15 protein-coding genes are annotated in these 19,326 nt (G+C 43.0%); 13 read left to right on the top strand and 2 right to left on the bottom strand.

Going from position 1 to position 19,326, the window contains the following annotated elements:
- Positions 1–58: 58 nt before the first annotated feature.
- From OB236_RS38970 to OB236_RS38980, 3 genes are all read left to right on the top strand, one after another.
- Positions 59–601 carry an FG-GAP repeat domain-containing protein gene (locus tag OB236_RS38970; RefSeq protein WP_262688857.1) on the top strand — a complete coding sequence of 181 codons (543 nt, stop codon included), beginning with the start codon at positions 59–61 and terminating at the stop codon, positions 599–601.
- Between the two features lie 75 nt (positions 602–676).
- The gene (locus OB236_RS38975) at positions 677–1,381 is read left to right on the top strand and encodes a phosphatase PAP2 family protein (protein ID WP_262688859.1); all 705 of its coding nucleotides are present in this window, start codon (positions 677–679) and stop codon (positions 1,379–1,381) included.
- Between the two features lie 114 nt (positions 1,382–1,495).
- Positions 1,496–1,630, top strand: coding sequence for an FtsW/RodA/SpoVE family cell cycle protein (locus OB236_RS38980; RefSeq protein WP_317259430.1), 135 nt, complete (start codon positions 1,496–1,498; stop codon positions 1,628–1,630).
- Positions 1,631–1,690: 60 nt separating this feature from the next.
- Here OB236_RS38980 and OB236_RS38985 read toward each other — a convergent pair whose 3' ends face one another.
- On the bottom strand, positions 1,691–2,557 hold the full coding sequence (locus OB236_RS38985; protein ID WP_262688861.1) for a helix-turn-helix domain-containing protein: 867 nt from the start codon (positions 2,555–2,557) through the stop codon (positions 1,691–1,693).
- A 221-nt stretch (positions 2,558–2,778) separates the two neighbouring features.
- Here OB236_RS38985 and OB236_RS38990 point away from each other — a divergent pair, with 221 nt between their 5' ends.
- Together OB236_RS38990 and OB236_RS38995 are read left to right on the top strand one after the other, a co-directional pair.
- Complete coding sequence (locus OB236_RS38990) at positions 2,779–3,723, top strand: aldo/keto reductase (RefSeq protein ID WP_262688863.1); 945 nt, start codon at positions 2,779–2,781, stop codon at positions 3,721–3,723.
- Between the two features lie 14 nt (positions 3,724–3,737).
- Entirely contained in the window at positions 3,738–4,745 is a 1,008-nt protein-coding gene (locus OB236_RS38995) for a zinc-binding alcohol dehydrogenase family protein (RefSeq protein ID WP_262688865.1), read from the top strand.
- Positions 4,746–4,846: 101 nt separating this feature from the next.
- Here the strand turns inward: OB236_RS38995 and OB236_RS39000 are convergent, their stop codons facing one another.
- Positions 4,847–5,290 carry a hypothetical protein gene (locus OB236_RS39000; RefSeq protein ID WP_262688867.1) on the bottom strand — a complete coding sequence of 148 codons (444 nt, stop codon included), beginning with the start codon at positions 5,288–5,290 and terminating at the stop codon, positions 4,847–4,849.
- Between the two features lie 241 nt (positions 5,291–5,531).
- Between OB236_RS39000 and OB236_RS39005 the strand changes: the two genes are divergently transcribed.
- The 8 genes from OB236_RS39005 to OB236_RS39040 all read left to right on the top strand — a co-directional run bounded on the left by OB236_RS39005 (position 5,532) and on the right by OB236_RS39040 (position 19,287).
- Positions 5,532–6,212, top strand: coding sequence for a response regulator transcription factor (locus OB236_RS39005; protein ID WP_262688869.1), 681 nt, complete (start codon positions 5,532–5,534; stop codon positions 6,210–6,212).
- Positions 6,209–7,609, top strand: a complete 1,401-nt coding sequence (locus tag OB236_RS39010; protein ID WP_262688870.1) for a sensor histidine kinase — start codon at positions 6,209–6,211, stop codon at positions 7,607–7,609. Before OB236_RS39005 ends, OB236_RS39010 begins: the two co-directional genes overlap by 4 nt.
- Before the next feature lie 123 nt (positions 7,610–7,732).
- A complete protein-coding gene (locus tag OB236_RS39015; RefSeq protein WP_262688872.1) occupies positions 7,733–11,683 on the top strand; it encodes a response regulator in 3,951 nt (1,316 codons plus the stop codon).
- A 51-nt stretch (positions 11,684–11,734) separates the two neighbouring features.
- Positions 11,735–13,327 (top strand): ATP-binding protein, encoded by a 1,593-nt coding sequence (locus OB236_RS39020; protein WP_262688873.1) that lies wholly within the window; start codon positions 11,735–11,737, stop codon positions 13,325–13,327.
- Positions 13,328–13,685: 358 nt separating this feature from the next.
- Positions 13,686–14,639: a uroporphyrinogen decarboxylase family protein gene (locus OB236_RS39025; protein WP_262688876.1), complete on the top strand. Its 954-nt coding sequence runs from the start codon at positions 13,686–13,688 to the stop codon at positions 14,637–14,639.
- Positions 14,640–14,653: 14 nt separating this feature from the next.
- Complete coding sequence (locus tag OB236_RS39030; RefSeq protein WP_262688877.1) at positions 14,654–15,823, top strand: trans-sulfuration enzyme family protein; 1,170 nt, start codon at positions 14,654–14,656, stop codon at positions 15,821–15,823.
- A 127-nt stretch (positions 15,824–15,950) separates the two neighbouring features.
- Complete coding sequence (locus OB236_RS39035; RefSeq protein WP_262688878.1) at positions 15,951–17,684, top strand: histidine kinase; 1,734 nt, start codon at positions 15,951–15,953, stop codon at positions 17,682–17,684.
- Between the two features lie 22 nt (positions 17,685–17,706).
- On the top strand, positions 17,707–19,287 hold the full coding sequence (locus OB236_RS39040; RefSeq protein WP_262688880.1) for a response regulator transcription factor: 1,581 nt from the start codon (positions 17,707–17,709) through the stop codon (positions 19,285–19,287).
- Positions 19,288–19,326: the final 39 nt, after the last annotated feature.

The following is a 19,326-nucleotide window of genomic DNA, read 5'->3' on the forward strand; positions in this document are numbered from 1 at the left end:
TTACAAAAAAAATATAAAATAAAATTTGAACAGTCATCAATGAGGAGTAGGGGGACAAATGGTAAATAGGCTGATTTCGACAGGTCTCATCGTGACGAGTATATTATGGCTTGGCGGGTGTGGAATGCCTGCTTCTCCCATCGATTTGATAAAGCCTCCGGTCTCTGAAGGGACTTCCCAAAAGGATAAGTGGAGTACAACCCTGCGAGCCTTACTGCCTGACGGAGCACGGCTATTAGCCTCTGTTCATGGAAAAGAGAGCAATGGCACTGTATTCGGAGATATGGATGGAGACGGGATCAATGAGGCCATAGTTGTATACGAAGAGGACGTTCTGAATGAAAAGAAGCTCAAAGCTGCCTTATTAAAGCAATATAAAGAGGATTGGCGAATCGTGTGGGATACTTGGGGATCTGGTTACGGTCTGGATAATGTGGGGTTTGCAGATGTTAATAAGGACGGTCGACCCGAGGTCGTTCTGGGATGGTCGTTGGGTGCAGGAGGAAATGGATTGGATATTTATGAATGGACCAACCATACATTACAGCTCTCCATGAAGAAAGGATACCAGGGACATCTGGATTTGAATCAAATTCCCTAACGATTACAGGATACTTGCGAGTTACTGATTGATTTACATGGTGTATTCATTTATGGATGAAAGTGGGATTTATAATTGAGACCAAGAAAAACACGTTCTAAACGTTCTAAGCGTACCTTGATGATCTTCAGCTTTTTGCTGATTATAGGCTTTGGCGTATTAGCATTTATAGCCAACCAATACCCATTAAATTCTTTTGATCTGAAGCTGGCTGGTTTCGTACAAAGCTTTGAACACCCGGCTCTTACTAAATTCATGGAAGTGTTCACTACCATAGGCTCGACCAAGGTTTGCATAATTCTTGCTGTTTTGGTGATGCTTTTTTTATACTTTGTGCTTGGGCACCGTATCGAACTGATTTTCTTTATTGGAGCATTAGGTGGATCAGCTGTTGCAAATCAAATTCTAAAAGCGATCTTTCACCGGGAGCGTCCGAGCGTATATCGTTTGATAGAGGAAACCGGATATAGCTTTCCGAGTGGTCATTCGATGGGAGCCCTTGCGTTGTATGGGGCCTTGGCGTTTCTACTGTGGCGTCATACCTCTACAAGATTAGGACGAGGTTTGCTGATCGTACTGAGCAGCTTTATGATTGTCATGATTTGTATAAGCCGAGTTTATCTTGGTGTGCATTATCCAACTGACATTATCGGCGCATTGATGGTCAGTGGGTTCTGGTTGACGCTTATGATCTGGATTTTCCAATCGTATATGGAAAACCGGGAACTAAGATCATCGTCGAAGCTGCAAGCGAATACGAACAAAAAACTAAATGTGTAAAGTTTGGTTAAGTTCTATCATCCAACATTAGAGTCTGCTAAATGGCAGTCTCTTTTTTTGCTTGCATCATGGGGAGTTGAATTTAACCTTTTATTTTCCTGCGATGTTGTCAGTATGATCGGAATCCAATTTTTGTTCAATACTGGAGCTGTCACAGGGTGTTTGCCAATAACCGGGGTGTCACTTCCATTGATAAGTTACGGAGGCTCTTCTTTGTTGGTTGTATGGCGGGTATTGGCATCCTGCTGAGTATTTCCCGATAGAGAAATCGATTGCGTAATATGAAGTTAACTTAGGATTCCCAACCATTTACCTCCTCCGGTACACGGCGGGGGTTTTACCTGTTATCTTTTTAAATATACGGTGAAAATGGGGCATGCTCTGGAAACCGCATTGCTCAGCCAGCACTTCAATGGCGAGATCAGTATCCTTTAGCAGGCGCTTAGCCTTCAGAATGCGTTTCGTATGCAAATAATCGGTCAAAGGCATTCCGGTCATTTGTTTGAAAACCCGACTGAAATGCTCAGGACTTACATGTGCTTTCTGGCTTAAGAAGGAGAGAGTCAGGCTGCTATGAAAATTGTGCTCTATATAGGAAGCAATTTCCTTCATCCAAGGAGAGCTGGTCGTCGTAAGCGAGCTTGGCTCCCTATAGGTGGAGCTTTGTATGCGTGATAAGGCCACAATAATTCTGTGCAGCGTTAGCATGACGGCATAACGGGAGCCTTGCTGTACCTCCTCTAATTCTTGCCTGATGTCTTCGATTAACATTTGAATGTGCTCTTGATCAGTGCCTTCCAAGGATAGCCTGAACTGCTTGGAGCTGCGAAGCTGTTCGAATATCGCCGTCAACGAAAAAGTATCGCCAAGAGATAGATCGGGCAGTATAGCCGAACTGAAATAAAGAATGGTTGAAGTAACAGGCTCGCTTCTTTGCGGCATGGCACGATGAATCGTATTGCGCGGAATGAGAAACACATCTCCAGGCATCATCTCGTAAAAGGAACTGTCAATGAAAAACATCCCGTTACCGCTATAGACATAGACGATTTCGTACCAATCATGCAGATGATCAGGAAGCTCGGATTGAGGACTTTTGGTATCCTTAAAAACAAGCTGGAAAGGAAATTGCTCAGACATAGGGAATTTTTTGCGAATGGCTTTAATCAGAATCACCTCTGTTATATCCTACATCAAAATCAGGTATAAATATATCAAATAATGCGATTTATTGTTCAATTATAGCTGTTATAATGAGAACAGATCTTAAATTAGAAAAGGATGAAGGTTATGCCGAAAGGGGTTCTTTCTCCCTTTGAAAGCGCAGACAAAACCGTGTTGAGGGGCTCCTTGCGTTAATGATATGGAATCAACCAAAATGGAGGTAGAGTCAACTTATGAAATTCAGAGCATTAGGCAAGACGGGATTGGATGTATCGATTCTGAGCTATGGTGCTTCTTCACTGGGGTCCGTTTTTCGGGATATTAATGAAGCAGAGGGTATTAAGGCGGTCCATACTGCGCTCGATTTAGGTATCAATTACATCGATGTGTCCCCTTATTACGGTTTAACCAAGGCGGAAACGGTGCTCGGTAAAGCCATTAAGGAAGTCTCGCGGGATCAATTTATCCTTTCCACAAAAGCGGGTCGTTATGGAGCAGATGAATTCGACTTTTCCGGAAAACGAATTCGTCAAAGCCTGGAAGAAAGCTTACAACGCCTTCAAACCGATTATGTGGATATTTTGCTTCTGCATGATATTGAGTTCGAATCACTGGATGTAGTTCTGGAGCAAGGTATTCCGGCGCTGCAAAAGCTAAAGGAAGAGGGTAAGATCCGTTATTATGGTGTGTCAGGCTTGCCGCTTGATATTTTTTCAATGACGCTTGCCCAAGCAAAACTGGATGTGATTTTGTCATATTGTCACTATGCCTTGAATGATACTTCTTTATTAGGACTAATTCCTACATTAAATCAACATGAAGTAGGTCTGATTAGCGCATCTCCATTATCCATGGGTTTGTTAGGCGACCGTGGCATTCCAGCCTGGCACCCTGCAACAGATTTCATTCGAGAAGTTTGCCAGCGTGCAGTCAGCTTCTGCCAGGAGCAGGGGAAAGATATGACTAAATTAGCTATTCAATATGCTGTTCATAATGAGCTGATTCCTACTACCTTAGTGAGCACTGCCAGCTCAGATAATATTCGCAGAAATATCGAGTGGACTGAAGAGCGGCTGGACGAAGCGCTTCTTCACGAGGTACTGCAAATTTTGGAGCCCATCCATAATCATACCTGGTCAAGCGGAAGACCTGAATATAATCAAAATATTATTGTGTAAAGGGGAGAATGAGGATGAAGAGTATTGTATGCATGCAGCCCAATGAATTGAAAATGATAGAAGCCCAACCACCTGTTAGGGGGCAAGGGGAAGCTTTGGTACAAATTCGCAGAATTGGTATTTGCGGAACGGATCTTCATGCTTACAGAGGAAATCAGCCGTTTTTTACGTATCCCAGAGTACTTGGACATGAGCTATCAGGGACTATCCTGCAATCAGACTCCAGTGATTTTCAAATAGGAGCGCAGGTATCGGTCATTCCCTATTTGGAATGTGGAAGCTGTATCGCGTGCCGGAATGGTAAAACCAACTGTTGTACACAAATGAAAGTGCTTGGCGTACATACCGATGGGGGTATGCGAGAGATCATAGCTGTACCCACCTCGCATTTAATTAAAACGGATGGCATTAGCCTTGATCAAGCGGCTTTATTGGAGCCGTTAAGCATTGGCGCTCACGCGGTAAGAAGGTCGGGATTGCAACAGGGGGAGCTGGCGCTTGTCATTGGTGCAGGACCCATCGGATTAGGTGTAATGGTGCTGGCCAAGCAGCGGGGCGCGAAAGTCATTGCCATGGATATGAATGAAGAACGATTGCGTTTTTGCCAGGAATGGGCGCAGGTCGATTACACGGTAAATGTGCTGAACCAACCCTTGGAAGCGTTGGCGGAAATAACAGATGGAGATTTGCCGACAGTTGTATTTGACGCTACTGGTAATGCGAAGTCGATGATGGATGCCTTCACCTATGTATCCCATGGCGGCAGGCTTGTATATGTAGGCTTGGTCAAAGCCGATATTGCCTTCAATGACCCGGATTTTCATAAAAAAGAGCTTACTCTTATGAGCAGCCGCAATGCTACAAGAGAGGATTTCGATACCGTCATCCAAGCCGTTCGTGATGGCGCCGTTGATATCGATCGATACATTACCCATCGTGTCAGATTTGATCATATGATTGATGAGTTTGAGAAGTGGTATGATCCCGCTAATGGTGTTATTAAGGCGATTGTAGAATTGTAACCGTGAAAAGAAAGACACCGACTGCGGCAATGGACCAAGCTTGGACCAGGCACCTTGCGCAGTCGGAATCATATTTGGCAATGCATAAGATTTCCATAGGTTTAAATTTTTATACTCACAACCAGCACAACGGAAAGCGTGAGAACAATAACCGTACTGATCGCAAACATATAACCTGATAATTTGACGTGATGAGCCTCTCCCGGGATGCTCAAGCGTTTTTTAACTTTACTTCCCAGGATACCGGTGAATATTAGGCCAAGCAATATAATCGTACCTCCTCCCTTTTCCATGACCTCCAGCCATAACGGCTTCCCGGACCCCATCCCCATTTGAATAATCATCAAAATCCCACTGATTAATACGAAGACAGCACTCGGGTGAGCAAACCTGCTAAAGGTGCGAATAATGCGCTGTGCTAATGTATTGGATTCAAGCGAACCCAACTGTTTGTTTAACATAATCAGCATGATCATGATGGCAAACAAGGAACCGAGCCAAATGACCAAGCCAGCAAGATGTAAAAATAACATAAAACCAAACATGTGATTTCCCCCGTTTATAATAAGTTGAGATGCACGGAGGCGCTGGCCTCGCGTTACCGTCTCACATGATGTATTGTAGGCTGACAATATGAATGGACGATGTACGAATGATTACAGCTGTTGTAATATCCCGTTCATCGTCCGTTCATATTGTTTGTTTAAGCTACATTCATGTATGTTGACTATATTGTTGGAGAAATATTAAGGGATAACCTCAGCGAATTCGAAAAGGAGTGACACATTGAGAACTCACATTTTGGTTGTGGATGATGATCCCCACATTCGGGAACTATTAGCTTTTCTTTTAAAGAAGGAAGGGTATATCGTTATAGAAGCAGACAATGGTGATCAAGGGTCAACCATCCTGGAAAATGAACAGGTCCATTTGGCCGTGGTGGATATTATGATGCCGCAGAAGAATGGTTGGGAGCTTTGCAAGGAAATTCGCAAACACTATGATATTCCGGTCATTATGCTGACGGCTAAGGGAGAGATTGAGGATAAAGAAAAAGGGTTCTTGTCCGGTACAGACGATTACATGGTGAAACCGTTCGAGCCGAAGGAACTGATGTTTCGAATAAAAGCCTTACTGCGTCGATATCAAATGGTTTCTTCGGAATTAATCCGGTTGAACGGTACGACGATAGACCGTAATAGCTTTGAGGTGAAGACGGGTGACTCTGTTCTCATTTTACCGTTGAAAGAATTTGAGCTGCTGTCCCAATTGGCGAGTCAACCCGGACGTATTTTCACGCGAGAGCAGCTGCTGCAGCTGATATGGGGGTCGGATTACGAAGGAGGCAGCCGGACTATCGATGTACATATTAAGCGTTTGCGTGAACGGTTTGCAGACAGAACAGATGACTTTATCATCACTACGATCCGCGGCTTAGGGTATAAGATCGAGGTGCAGGGAGGATGAGAAGTCTTTATATCCGCATTGTCGTAACGTTTGTTCTGATTTCGCTTGTTAGTGGGGTGTTGGCTCTTTTATTGGCTAACGTTTATTATGTACAAAATCTGATCAACTATAACGAGCAAAAAATATTGAATATCGGTAGTGAAGTCAAGACATTATATGAAAAAACGCCGGATCTGGACTTGGGGCAATATTTGTCACATATCGCGAACATGGGATTCCAGATTTATGCTGTGGATGACCAGTTGCAGGGTACATTTTATGGTTCTCCTTTCAAAAATAAACAAATGGCTGCTGAGCAGATTCATCGCGTTTTAAATGGAGGGATTTATAAGGGGATTTTGGAGGAACGCCATCTGCTGATGGTTAACGGGCTTTTTGAAAACAGCATCCAGAACAGCATCGGATTACCCATCATGGCAAAAGGGACTACACACGCGGTGTTTATTCGTCCAAATCTGGAGCAGCAGTTTGGTGAAGTACGAACCCTGCTGGCTATACTTTTAGTGTTCAGCTTTTTGTTCAACATCGGGTTCATTGTTATTTCCACGCGATACATCGTGAAGCCTGTTAAAAAATTGACCGAAGCAACCCAACAAATCGTGAGCGGCAGCTATGACATCGAAATGGATGTTTCGCGCCGCGATGAAATTGGTAATTTGGCCAGATATTTTACGCAAATGGCGCAGTCACTCAAACAGCTCAACGACATGAGGCAGGAGTTTGTAGCTAATGTATCTCACGAAATTCAGTCGCCTTTAGCGTCTATTCAAGGGTTTTCACAGGCTATCCTTGAACAGAAAGCTACACCAGAAGAGGCACAACGATACCTGCGCATCATCGAGGAGGAAAGCCGACGCTTATCGTCAATGAGCAAGAAGCTTTTGACTTTAGCAGCACTGGATAAAGAAAAGATGGTGGTCAAACCGACAACTTTTCGGCTGGATGAACAGATTCGGCAGGCCTTGATCATGACCGAATGGCAGTGGGCGGAAAAGCAGCTGATCGTCGAACTGGATTTATCCGAAGTCGTTATTACCGCAGATTCCGGGCTTATCTATCAAGTATGGTTGAATCTGATTATCAACAGTATCAAATTTTCATTGCCAGGAGGAATGATCCGGATCGGAATCTTAGTCGAACATGATATTACGGTGAAGATCAGCGATACGGGCATCGGAATCCCCGAGGACGAACTTCCCCACATTAGTGAACGCTTTTATAAAGCTGATAAAGCCAGAAATCGTGCCCGATCCGGCAGTGGACTCGGACTTTCGATTGTGAAAAAAATCGTCGATCTGCACCATGGCTCGATACAATTACAAAGCAGGCTAGGAGAAGGGACAACGGTTATTGTAAAGCTGCCTAGAATGCTAGACTCGAAATATCATAACGATTAGTTTAAGGATAAACTATATCTTTACTTTTAATTGTGTTAGTATAATCAGTTAAGGCTAATTTGGAATTTTGAGTGAAAATGATGGAACGTTTGTTTGGCGAGATGGAGAAATGAGGGTATCTGAATGCTCTGGATAAAGAACTTGAAAATGAACAGCAAGCTGGTAGTGATGGTTTTGATTCCAATGCTGGGTTTGCTGTATTTTTCAATCACAGTGGTTATTGCCAAAATGAACGATCGAACTGAGTTAGGTCAGTTAGAAACCAAGACCAAGCTCCTGGTGAAAACCATAGACTTGATCCATGAGCTTCAAAAGGAACAAGGAATTACAGTAAGCTATTACGCTGATCACACAGAACTCAAACGAAATCAAATGCTGGAGCAGCGAAAGAATTCCAACCAAAGTATAAATAATTTTAATCAATATTCGGATGTTTTAACGAAAAATGAGCTGGATGCGACTACAAGAAACAATCTGGAACGTTCCATAGGGATATTGGACAAGCTCGATGCAGAGCGGGGTTTAATCGACAAACAAAAAATGGATGCAAATTCGATCCTTACGTACTATGATGATACGTTCGGGTCTTTTTTTATTTTGATGGATCAATTGAAATTGGCAAGCTCGAATCTTGAAATCGCAGCTAGTCTGTCTGCCTTCCACAGCTTCTCTCAAAGCAAAGCAGCGCTCAGCAAGGAACGAATCCTCATCAGCCGTATTCTTCAAGCTCATCAAATCCAAGCGACAGATATATATAACTTAGGTTCATTGGAAAAAGAGCGGCAGCTATATTTGAACAGCTTTACTTCAAATGCAAGCTCGGAGTGGCTTGGTCAATATAAGTCGATCGTTAAAGGACAAGTAGTTGATGAGGTCAATCGTATTCGATACAACGTATTGGATGGAGCAGATGGTAAGAGTTCTGCCGTTGACCCGGTATACTGGTATCTGCAATCGACAGATGTCATCGATTTAATGAAGCAAGCTGAAGATCAATATGCAGTGGCTTTGCTCGACCAACTGGATCGAAGCAGGAGTGGAGCTTTAAACTGGCTCGTCTTTATGAATCTGATGAATCTTCTCATTATTTTAGTTTCGCTATCTCTGCTTATTCAAGTATGGTTTACTTTCCAGGAAATGATGGCAGAAAAAGAAAGACAATATTGGTTGAAGGCTGAATTGGCCCGTTTAACGGAGCTTTCCCTGGGAATAACCGACCTGCAGCAGCTGATAAAAATGCTTATTTCAGAAATTTCCAAGCTGATCGAGGTTGGACAAGGTGTATTTTATGTAAAAGAGACAAGGAAAAACGCTGAGCACACGGGTGATTTTATATTGCTCGGCAGTTATGCTTATAAGCAACGGGAAAATATTTCGCATCGTTTCCGTTCGGGAGAAGGCCTGATCGGTCAATGTGCATTGGAGAAGAAGCCGATATTGCTGACACAAGTACCTGATGAATATATTCAGATCAGTTCCGGACTTGGAGAACACAATCCGCTGACGATTTTTGTAATGCCGATTATTTTCGAAGAAGAGGTAGTGGCGGTAATTGAATTAGCCTCGTTCAAAGCTTTTACGCCCATACAACAAAATTTGCTTGAACTGTTGTCCACACCATTAGGTGTTATTATTAACAGCACCTCCAGTCGTCAGCGAACGGAAGAATCCCTATTGGAATCACAGCTTCTTGCCGAAAAAGCGCAATTATTAGCCGAGGAAGCACAAATACAGCAGGAAGAATTACGTGTATCCAATGAAGAGTTGGAAGAACAAACCAAAATGTTAAAGTATTCAGAAGAGAAGCAAAAACTGCAAAGTGAAGAACTGCAAGTTATTAACGATGAGATGGCGGTTAAGACCAAACGCTTGGAAATGCAAACGATGGATATTATTAAACAAAACGAAATGATCCAATTATCCAAGGACGATCTTGAGGTGAAAGCCAACGAGTTGGAGCTGGCCAGTAATTACAAGTCGGAGTTTTTAGCGAATATGTCGCATGAATTAAGAACCCCACTTAATAGTTTGCTAATATTGGCGAAGCTTCTCGTTAATAACAGGGAGGGGAATTTGACGGGGGATCAGATCGAGTCGGCTCAAATCATTTACAGCGGCGGCTTGAATTTGTTAACACTGATCAATGATATTTTGGACTTGTCCAAGGTAGAAGCAGGTAAGTTAAATGTGATGCCGGAGGAAGTTGAGCTGGAATCGATTGTCCACAATCTCAAGTATCAGTTCAATGTGATAGCACAGGATAAAGGACTGCAGTTCGAATTGCAAATAGAAGAAGGAATTCCGTGGACCCTCATAACAGATGGCCAGAGAACCGAACAAATACTCAAAAACTTTTTGTCCAATGCATTCAAATTTACATCCAAAGGAGCGGTTTCCTTGACGATCTGCCGCCCTGCAGCGGATGTTCACTTTATCAATACTACTCTCACAGCAAACAATACGGTGGCTTTTATCGTAAGTGACACAGGTATTGGAATTGTACCGAATAAGCAAAAGGCGATATTTGAATCATTTCAGCAGGCTGACGGCTCTACCATTCGCAAGTACGGCGGAACCGGTCTGGGCTTGACGATTTCCAGAGAGCTTGCCAAGCTGCTTGGCGGCGAAATTCATTTGGTGAGTGAGAAGGACGTAGGGAGCACTTTTACATTAATTCTCCCGCTTGACATGAATCATATCTCTTCTATTGGAGACCCCACGAACGGAATGGCATCCTCTAACGATATGGTTACTTCTATGGTCCATTCGTCTGAGAAAACATTATCCGAAGCTCATATGGAGCAGTCTATTACCGTCGCGGCGGCAGAAATGGTCAAAACTCCACAAGCTATCAAAGTGTTTATTGCTGATGATCGGGATCAGATCGAGCCACACATGAACGAGAAGGTAATCATGATTATAGAGGATGACAAAAGCTTCGCCAAGGTCTTATTGGATATGTCTGCTGCCAAGGGCTTCAAATGTATCGCGGCGGAAGATGGCTTCAGTGGTCTTCAGCTGATAAAGAAGTATATGCCCAGTGCCGTATTGCTGGATCTGGGTCTGCCAGATATCGATGGGCTTAAATTGCTCGAATTGCTTAAGCACGACAGCGAAACACGGCATATTCCAGTTCATATTATTACTGGCAAGGAAGATAGGCAAATCTCGCTGGATAAAGGGGCAGTCGGTTTCCTCACAAAGCCTATTAGTGTCGCAGACTTTGAGTCTGTTTTTGCCAGAATCGAAGTCATTTTGCAGGAGCGCATTCAACTGGTGCTTGTCATAGAGGATGATGCACATAATCAGAAAGCCATATATGAAATGCTCATCCACAAAAAAATAGAAATTCATTGTGTTCAAACGGGTGCGGAGGGCTTGGAACGATTGCGATTACAGGATTACGATTGTGTGATTCTCGATTTAAAGCTTCCCGACATGACTGGTTTGGAATTACTTGCGAAACTGTCCAACCTTCAGAAGACACATGTACCGCCGATTATTGTCTATACCGGTAAGGAGTTAACACAAGAGGAATACAAGGAATTGAATCATTACACGGGTAGTATTGTAATCAAAGGTGCTCATTCCCCGGATTGGTTGTTGGATGAAGTTTCTCTGTTTCTGCAGCATGTGAATAAATCGCTACCCTTTGAACAGCGTCATGGGATCAACATGCTGCACGATGGTGATGAGACTTTAAAAGGTCGGAAAATATTGTTGGTGGACGACGATTTGCGAAATACATTTGCTTTGTCCAAGCTGCTGCAGCATTACGAAATGGACGTAATTATGGCGGATAATGGTAAGCTTGCTCTGGAAATGCTGGATCAGGCTGCCGGAATTGAGCTGGTTATTATGGATATTATGATGCCCGTCATGGATGGCTACGAAGCCATGCGAAGAATTCGTGAGAATCCTGAGTTCAATAAACTGCCGATTATCGCGTTAACGGCTAATGCGATGGTAGGTGACAGAAATAAATGTATTGATGGCGGCGCCAACGATTACTTGACAAAACCGATTGACACCGACAATCTGCTTTCCTTGTTGCGAGTATGGCTGTTTAAATAAACATTTGTTTACGAAGTAAGGAAGCTCCGCAGACTATAAGGAGGGACATTCATGGTACCTGCAAAGGAAAAGCTAGCAGCTAAAATACTTGTCGTTGATGATCGTGAAGAAAACTTGTTTGCCATGGAGCAAATATTACAAACGCTAGGCTGCGAAATTTATAAAGCTCATTCGGGAAATGAAGCCATGTCATTCACGCTGCGTCATGATTTTGCATTGATTTTACTTGATGTGAATATGCCGGAAATGAACGGATTCGAGCTGGCCGAGATTTTGCGCGGCAATAAGAAGACAAAGCTCATTCCGATTATTTTTGTGACGGCTACCCATAAAGAGGAAGCGAGCGTGTATAAAGGTTATGAGACCGGCGCTGTCGATTTTTTGTTCAAACCGGTTAACACAGATATCCTGCTTAGTAAGGTAAAGGTATTTATTGAATTGGATTTGCAAAAAAAAGCGTTGGAATCGGTCAAAGCAGAGCTTGAAAGAAGCAACAAAGGCTTGGAACGATTCAGGGAGGCAGTTACCCTGTTCGAGCATCATCCAGATCTTATTTATTCATTGGACTTACTTGGAAATTATACATCGGTCAACCCGGCTTTTGAGCAAATAATAGGGGTAGCAAGCGAAGAAGTGGAACAGGGTCAGCTAAATTTCCGCGCTTTTACCTCAGAAGACAATTTACCGGGTATCGAACACTATTTTCAACAAACAGTAAACGGGAACGTGCAGCGCTATGAAACAAAAGAGATGAGCCCAAATGGTGAAATCGTCATCTATGATGTAATCAGTTTTCCTATCGTACTGGAAGTGAAAGTGGTTGGGGTATACGTCATTGCAAGGGATATAACGATACGGAAAATGTTGGATATTGAGCTATTGCAAGCTAAAGAAGAAGCGGAAAATGCGCTGCTTGTTAAATCTGAATTTCTGTCCATGATGAGCCATGAAATTCGTACACCGATGAATGGTGTGATTGGGATGGCGGATTTACTGCTTGAAATGGATCTTGAGTCAGAACAAAGAAAATATGCTGGGATTATACGGAATAGTGCGAATGCCTTAATGTCCGTAATCAATGATATTCTGGATTATTCAAAAATTGAATCCGGCAAAATGGAACTGGAGCAGGAACCGCTTGAACTGAAAGCTTTGGTCCAAGAAACGTTTGAACTATTTACAGCCGCTGCCTTGGAGCGCAACCTGATTCTGGAGTATGACATCGATGAGCAGCTTCCTCAACTTATTGCTGGCGACCCGACCCGACTTCGCCAAGTCATGATTAATTTAATCGGAAACGCTGTTAAATTTACGAAAAGCGGCGGGATTCATGTGATGGTTAATCAAATTTCCGCGCAGGACGATTCCCTTGAGATTGAATTTGTCATAAAGGATAGTGGAATCGGAATTCCCCCGCTGAAGATGGTTGATTTGTTCAAGCCCTTTTCGCAGCTGGATTCGTCGATGGCACGTAAATATGGAGGTACAGGGCTTGGGCTAGCGATCTGCAAAACGCTGGTAGAATTGATGGGTGGAAAAATTCATGCGCAAAAAGATGTTGAGCGTGGAGCCATATTTATATTTACGATTCAAACCACCGCCTTTTATTTTACGGAAATGTCCTCCATCATGAAAAAGCGGTAGTGGAAATAAGCGATCATGACTACGTCCATTTTTGTACATAAGCATTCTCAGCGGGCCGAAAGTGAGTATCACTTGCTGGTCTTCTTTGTTGTACCCTCATGCGGGATGAATGATCCTACCAGTGAGGATTTTGGTTTTTCACAAAAAGATGTCTCCTTTTTTTATGTTTATTTCAGAATGAAGATAGTACACTTACTCTAGTTTCAACCCATGTTTGTAACAAGCTTAAAGGTTAAGAGGTGATAGGTTGAACAAACAGAGGAAGAGGATTATAAATGGTAAATAATGTAAATTAAATCCTCTATAGTTTATGAAGGGATAGTCTCCATACAAATCAAATCAAAGGACAGTGATCTCATTGGATAAAAAAACAAGAGTATTACATGCACTTAACAAGCAACCGGTAGATAAGGTTCCGGTAGGCTTTTGGTTTCATTTTTCAGGTGAAGAGGCTGTGGGCGAAGCGTGTATGGATGCACATGTGCAATATTATCAGGAAACCGATATCGATTTTATTAAAATTATGTGTGACGGTTACTTTGCATTTCCGATCACAGCGGAGATCAAGGAAGCAGCGGATTGGCGTAAGCTTCAACCTCTGGGCAAGGACCATCCTTATATCAGGGAACAAGTAGAGAGAGCCAAAGGTATCAATGAGCGGATTCATGGGGAATGCTGCACGTTCTATAATATTTTTGCGCCATTCTCCTGCATTCGGTTTGGTACGTCTGACGAGCTTGTCATGCGCCACTTGAAGGAAGACCCTGAGGCGGTATTGTATGGATTGGACGTCATTGCCCAGGATCAAGCCATGCTCGCAGAGCTAATTATTACAGAAGGTCAATGTACGGGTATTTATTATTGCTTGCAGGGTGGTGAGGTAGATCGGTTCACGCACGATGAATACCGGAAGCTGGTTACGCCGAGCGATACCTACGTTCTGGAACATGCTAATGAGTATAGCGACAACAACATGCTCCATCTTTGCGGCTGGGCAGGAATCAAGAACCGACTGGAATGCTGGCAGGATTACCCGGCCAAAGCTTTCAACTGGGCTGTATATGTTGAAGAGCTTGGATTGAAGGAAGGCATGGAGCTTTTTGGCGGAAAAGCAGTACTGGGCGGATTCGATAATACGAAGGAAGGCCTGTTATACAGCGGTGAGAAGGCAGAGGTTGAGCAATTTACGGCCGATTTAATTCGCCATACTGGTAATACTGGACTTTTATTGGGTGCGGACTGCTCGCTCTCTGGTGATATTGACAGACAGCGGATCAGTTGGGTTGTTGAGGCGGCCAAGTTGGTCATATGAAAGAGGGGATTCGCTTGAACTCGCACAAGAACCCTTTACCGTATACGTTAGTTGCCCACGACAAGCATGATGAGAGGCATCATGGGGCTGTCACCATCCCGATCTATCAGAATACGTTATTTTCCTTTGCCAAAAGCGATGAACCTGGACATGCCTTCAAGTACAGCCGGATGGGAAATCCGACCGTGCAGGAACTGGAGAAACGGCTGGCCGCACTGGAATATGGTGAGAAGGCCCAGTGCTTCGCTTCCGGTATGGCCGCCATTTCTGCAGCTATTTTATCAACCGTACGTACGGGCGATCATATCATTTGTGTGGATCAGGTGTATTTTGGGACTCGGGAATTTTTTGAATTTTTTCTGACACGTTACGGAGTTGAGGTAACCTATGTGGATGGCACCTCCATTCAGCAGATATCCGAAGCCATACGTGACAATACTACACTTATTTATTTGGAGAGTCCGACCAGCTACTATTTTCAATTACAGGATTTAACGGCTTGTGTACAAGCAGCCAAAACACGCCATATTAAGACGATCATAGATAACACATGGGCTTCGCCATGCTATCAAAACCCGCTGCGGCTGGGGATTGATCTGGTGGTACATTCATTGACCAAATATGTCGGCGGACACAGTGATGTCCTTGGCGGAGCCGTCGTGGGTTCGGCAGAGCTGCTGGATAAATTGAGCCGTGTCGACCATCAGCTGCTGGGAGGGGTTATGACACCTCACACCGCCTCTTTACTGCTGCGCGGAATGCGGACCCTCCCACTCAGGATGGAACGTTTGAGCAAGTCAGCGTTGACAATGGCAGAATATTTTAGCAAGATCCCTTGCATTCATAAGGTCAACTTTCCTGGTCTTCCTGCACATCCTCAACATAAGCTGGCCGTGTCCCAAATGAGCGGCTGGGGCAGCTTGATGTCCATTGAGGTGAAAGGGACGCTGGAGCAGGCCAAAGCATGGGTCGACCAGCTGCAATATTTTAGAATCGGGCTTAGCTTCGGAGGGTACGAAAGTCTCGTTCTAGTGGTTGGTTTGGTAGCGAATGCAGTGAAGGATCATCCTGTAACGTTGATCCGGTTTAATATCGGCTTGGAGGATCCGGTTGATTTGATGGAAGATATCAGCACGATTCACACATTTTTTTCGCTTAAACAAAAGCCTGCTGTATCGGGCTAAGTCTTGATCCTATCTGTCTTCTAACCTGTTTATCGAAAAATCGGACGGTTCTTTCCCGCACCGATTTTTCGAGTTTTACGAAGTTCAGCTGCTATGCCTTATGGTATACTTTACAAGGGTGATGACATTGAGGAATCTAAAGATCAAGCATAAATTGTTTATTTTCATAATCCTGGGAGCGTTTCTAACGAGCTTTCTCGGTTGGCTGTTTGTTCAGCTTACCCAATCGTTGTATGACGAATTGATTTATCGTGAAACTACGGAAAAGTTTCATTTGTTTTCAAGTCGAATCGAAGAAAAATTAGTAAACATAGATAAATTGTCTCTTTCGATTATGTCGGATGCAGATGTACAACAATATTTATACATCATCAAGACGAATCCCGATACCTTTGAGTCCTACTATGCCGCCAATGAATTAAAGAAAAAATTACTGACCTATCATCTTTTTGATTATGCGGTTTCCTCTATTGCGATCATCGATACGAACAATAACTTTCATGGAGCCGGGTTGAATATTAACAATTTCAGTTCCTCCGACCTGCATCATTTAAAGGGAAAAGCGGAGCAGCAGCAAGGAGGAAGCGTATGGGTGGGTGGGATTGCCGAGGATAGTTCCTTCTATTCCCTTCGTGAAATCCGTGAGGTGAATGATTCCAGTATGGAACCGCTGGGGACCCTGCTGATTCGAATCTTTGCTGATAAAGTGATGTATTCCTCTTCAGATGAAAGCAGGCATTATAATTCAACCATGCTGATCATATCAGACAATTCTGTGATTTATCCCAGCCAGAGTCCAATCAACTATCAAGACTTGCATTTAAATGAAGGAGATAATTTTAGCTTGATCACGTTGAATCAGAATAAATATTTGGCTGCCTATTTTAAACTGCAATATACCGGTTGGACCTTCATACATCTGGTGCCATACGGATCGATATTTAAAAACACGATCATTATGAAAATCGCTTTGCTCGGTTTGTATGCTTTGATTCTGCTTATCATTTTATGGATAGGCTTACAGTTTTCCAGAAGTATTACGAAGCCGATAGAGAAATTGATGAAGAAAATAGGACAGGTGGAGAAAGGCAGGTTTGAGCTCGAAAGACTGGAATTTCCGGAAAATCGGGATGAAATCGGACACCTCAGCCTTAATTTCGATAAGATGATGGACAAGCTGGATACATTGATCAAAGAAAATTATGTGAAGCAGATTATGCTTAAGGACGCGGAGTATCATGCACTCAAAGCCAGGCTGAATCCACATTTTTTATATAATACCCTTGATTCGATTAATTGGTTAGCAAGGTTAAACGGTCAGCAGCAAATATCGGGGATGGTTAAAGCGCTCGGTAATCTGCTGCGAAGCACAGTGAGTGATAAGGAGTTTATAACGATCCGGGAAGAAATAAGTAACTTATCCAACTATATTTACATTCAACAATTCCGCTTCGAGGAACGGCTTCTTTACCGTATGGACATACCGGAGCATCTGCATGCGTACTATATTCCCTGCATCATTATCCAACCCATTGTGGAAAACAGTATTAAATACGGCGTCGAGTCTGGTTTGGCCGTATGTGAAATCACGGTCTGTGCCGAGGAACTGCCGGATAAGCTTCGGATTATCGTCAAAGATACAGGGCCGGGTATGGATGCGAATTATTTGAACAAGCTGGAGCTAGGAGAGGTAACGGCACAGGGAACCGGGATCGGTTTGAAAAGCATTAACGATCTTTTGAAAATATTATTTGGAGAAGAATACGGGCTGGAAATCGAAAGTGGAGCTGACCAAGGTACGGCCATTACAATCAGTCTGCCTTATACGAACAGTCTGACAAACAACAAAACGGCAATTTAAAAACAAATGCGAGGTGAATGATTTGACCCTGCAAGGTTATAAGGTGTTTCTCGTCGATGATGAGAGGATTATAAGAGAAGGAGTTAGCCAACTGATCGAATGGGACCGGCTTGGATTGTTTTTGACAGGCTGTGCCCCGGATGGTTTATCTGCTTATGATCAAATCATACAGATTAAACCGGATATTATCATTACCGATATCAAGATGCCGCATATGGATGGTCTTGAGCTCATTGAGCGCACTTTCAAGCTGCTGCCGGACACTCGCTATATTGTTTTGTCAGGTCATGGAGAGTTTGATTATGCAAGCAAAGCGATGCAATACGGAGTCAAGCATTATTTGCTAAAGCCCTGTGATGAAGTGGATATTATGGATGCTCTGCAGCAAATTATTAGTGAGCTGGATATGCAAAAAAGCAGGTTAAGCTTCTACGAACTGATGGAAAAACAGCTTGCAGAGGCGCTGCCAAAAGTAAAGGAGCAGTTACTAAGAGACTGTTTGCTGAACCGAACGTTTTTCAAGCACGAAATGGAGCATTACAAAAAAATTCTTCGTATTCAGGATGAAAAGGTACGATTAATTTTGTTTCAACTGGAGGCTGCTTTTGAATATGTTGAGTTATATGCGCTCAAAAACATTTCTGAAGAGATCATACAATTTCGCAACATCATGCTCAGCACGATAGTCGGAGACAAGTTTATTATTATGATCGAAGATATGGAGTTACCTGATATCGTGATCCTGACTAGCCAAATCAAGGAGCAATTCGAGAAGCTCTATAAAGTCGATTTGACTTTGGCGATCAGTAATCATTGCACCTTTGCAGATATTCCCCAGGTTTATCATGATGCCCTGCAGTATTTGAAATACAGGTTTTACCTCGGGGAAAGTAGTATTATCACAAGTGAAGAGATCGATTTGGAAAGGTCATCTACGGAAACGACAACAGCAAATTTGAATTACAATAACATTGTCATGGCTATCAAGATAGGAAATGCGGAAGATCTGAAGGTTGAATTAGCGCTCTTTTTTGATAAATTACATGAACTCAGGTGTGAAATTAATGTGGCCATCAGTTTTTGTATTGAGTTGATCACCACGATAGTAAGGCAAACGATGCCGGATAAAATCAATGAGAATATTACGAAAATTGTTCCGATTCTTGAGATGAAGACCTTGGAGGAAATCCACAAATATATTTTAGGAGTTTCGTGTGTCATAACCAAAGTCAATTACGAAGTCTACTCGCAAAAAAACCTGATGCTTGTGCACAGTATGGTCCAAAAAATTCAAGAGCATTTAGGAAATGAGGAACTGTCACTGCAATGGCTTGCCAAAAATTATTTTTATATGAATGTGGATTACCTGGGCAAGCTGTTTCGCAAAGAGATGCAGGAGAAGTTTTCGCAATATGTGACGAGAGTCAGGATCGATTGGGCCAAGGAGCTTATGGCGAATTACAGTCATTCCAAAGTATATGAAATTGCGGAGCAAACAGGTTTTGGCAAGGACCCGCAATACTTTAGCAATATTTTTAAAAAGTATACAGGATTTACACCTATGGAGTATAAAACGATGATCAAGCAGGGCACTCATTACTGATTTTTTAGTAAAAAGTGTCTGTTTTTTTTATTATCAATA

It is taken from the genome of Paenibacillus baimaensis (assembly GCF_025567575.1).

Excerpts from the sequence above, each read along its gene's own strand:
- OB236_RS38980 (WP_317259430.1), top strand. The coding sequence starts at position 1,496 with ATGATCGGAATCCAATTTTTGTTCAATACTGGAGCTGTCACAGGGTGT.
- OB236_RS39020 (WP_262688873.1), top strand. The coding sequence starts at position 11,735 with ATGGTACCTGCAAAGGAAAAGCTAGCAGCTAAAATACTTGTCGTTGAT.
- OB236_RS39015 (WP_262688872.1), top strand. The coding sequence starts at position 7,733 with ATGCTCTGGATAAAGAACTTGAAAATGAACAGCAAGCTGGTAGTGATG.
- OB236_RS39010 (WP_262688870.1), top strand. The coding sequence starts at position 6,209 with ATGAGAAGTCTTTATATCCGCATTGTCGTAACGTTTGTTCTGATTTCG.
- OB236_RS38970 (WP_262688857.1), top strand. The coding sequence starts at position 59 with ATGGTAAATAGGCTGATTTCGACAGGTCTCATCGTGACGAGTATATTA.
- OB236_RS38990 (WP_262688863.1), top strand. The coding sequence starts at position 2,779 with ATGAAATTCAGAGCATTAGGCAAGACGGGATTGGATGTATCGATTCTG.
- OB236_RS38995 (WP_262688865.1), top strand. The coding sequence starts at position 3,738 with ATGAAGAGTATTGTATGCATGCAGCCCAATGAATTGAAAATGATAGAA.
- OB236_RS39000 (WP_262688867.1), bottom strand. The coding sequence starts at position 5,290 with ATGTTTGGTTTTATGTTATTTTTACATCTTGCTGGCTTGGTCATTTGG.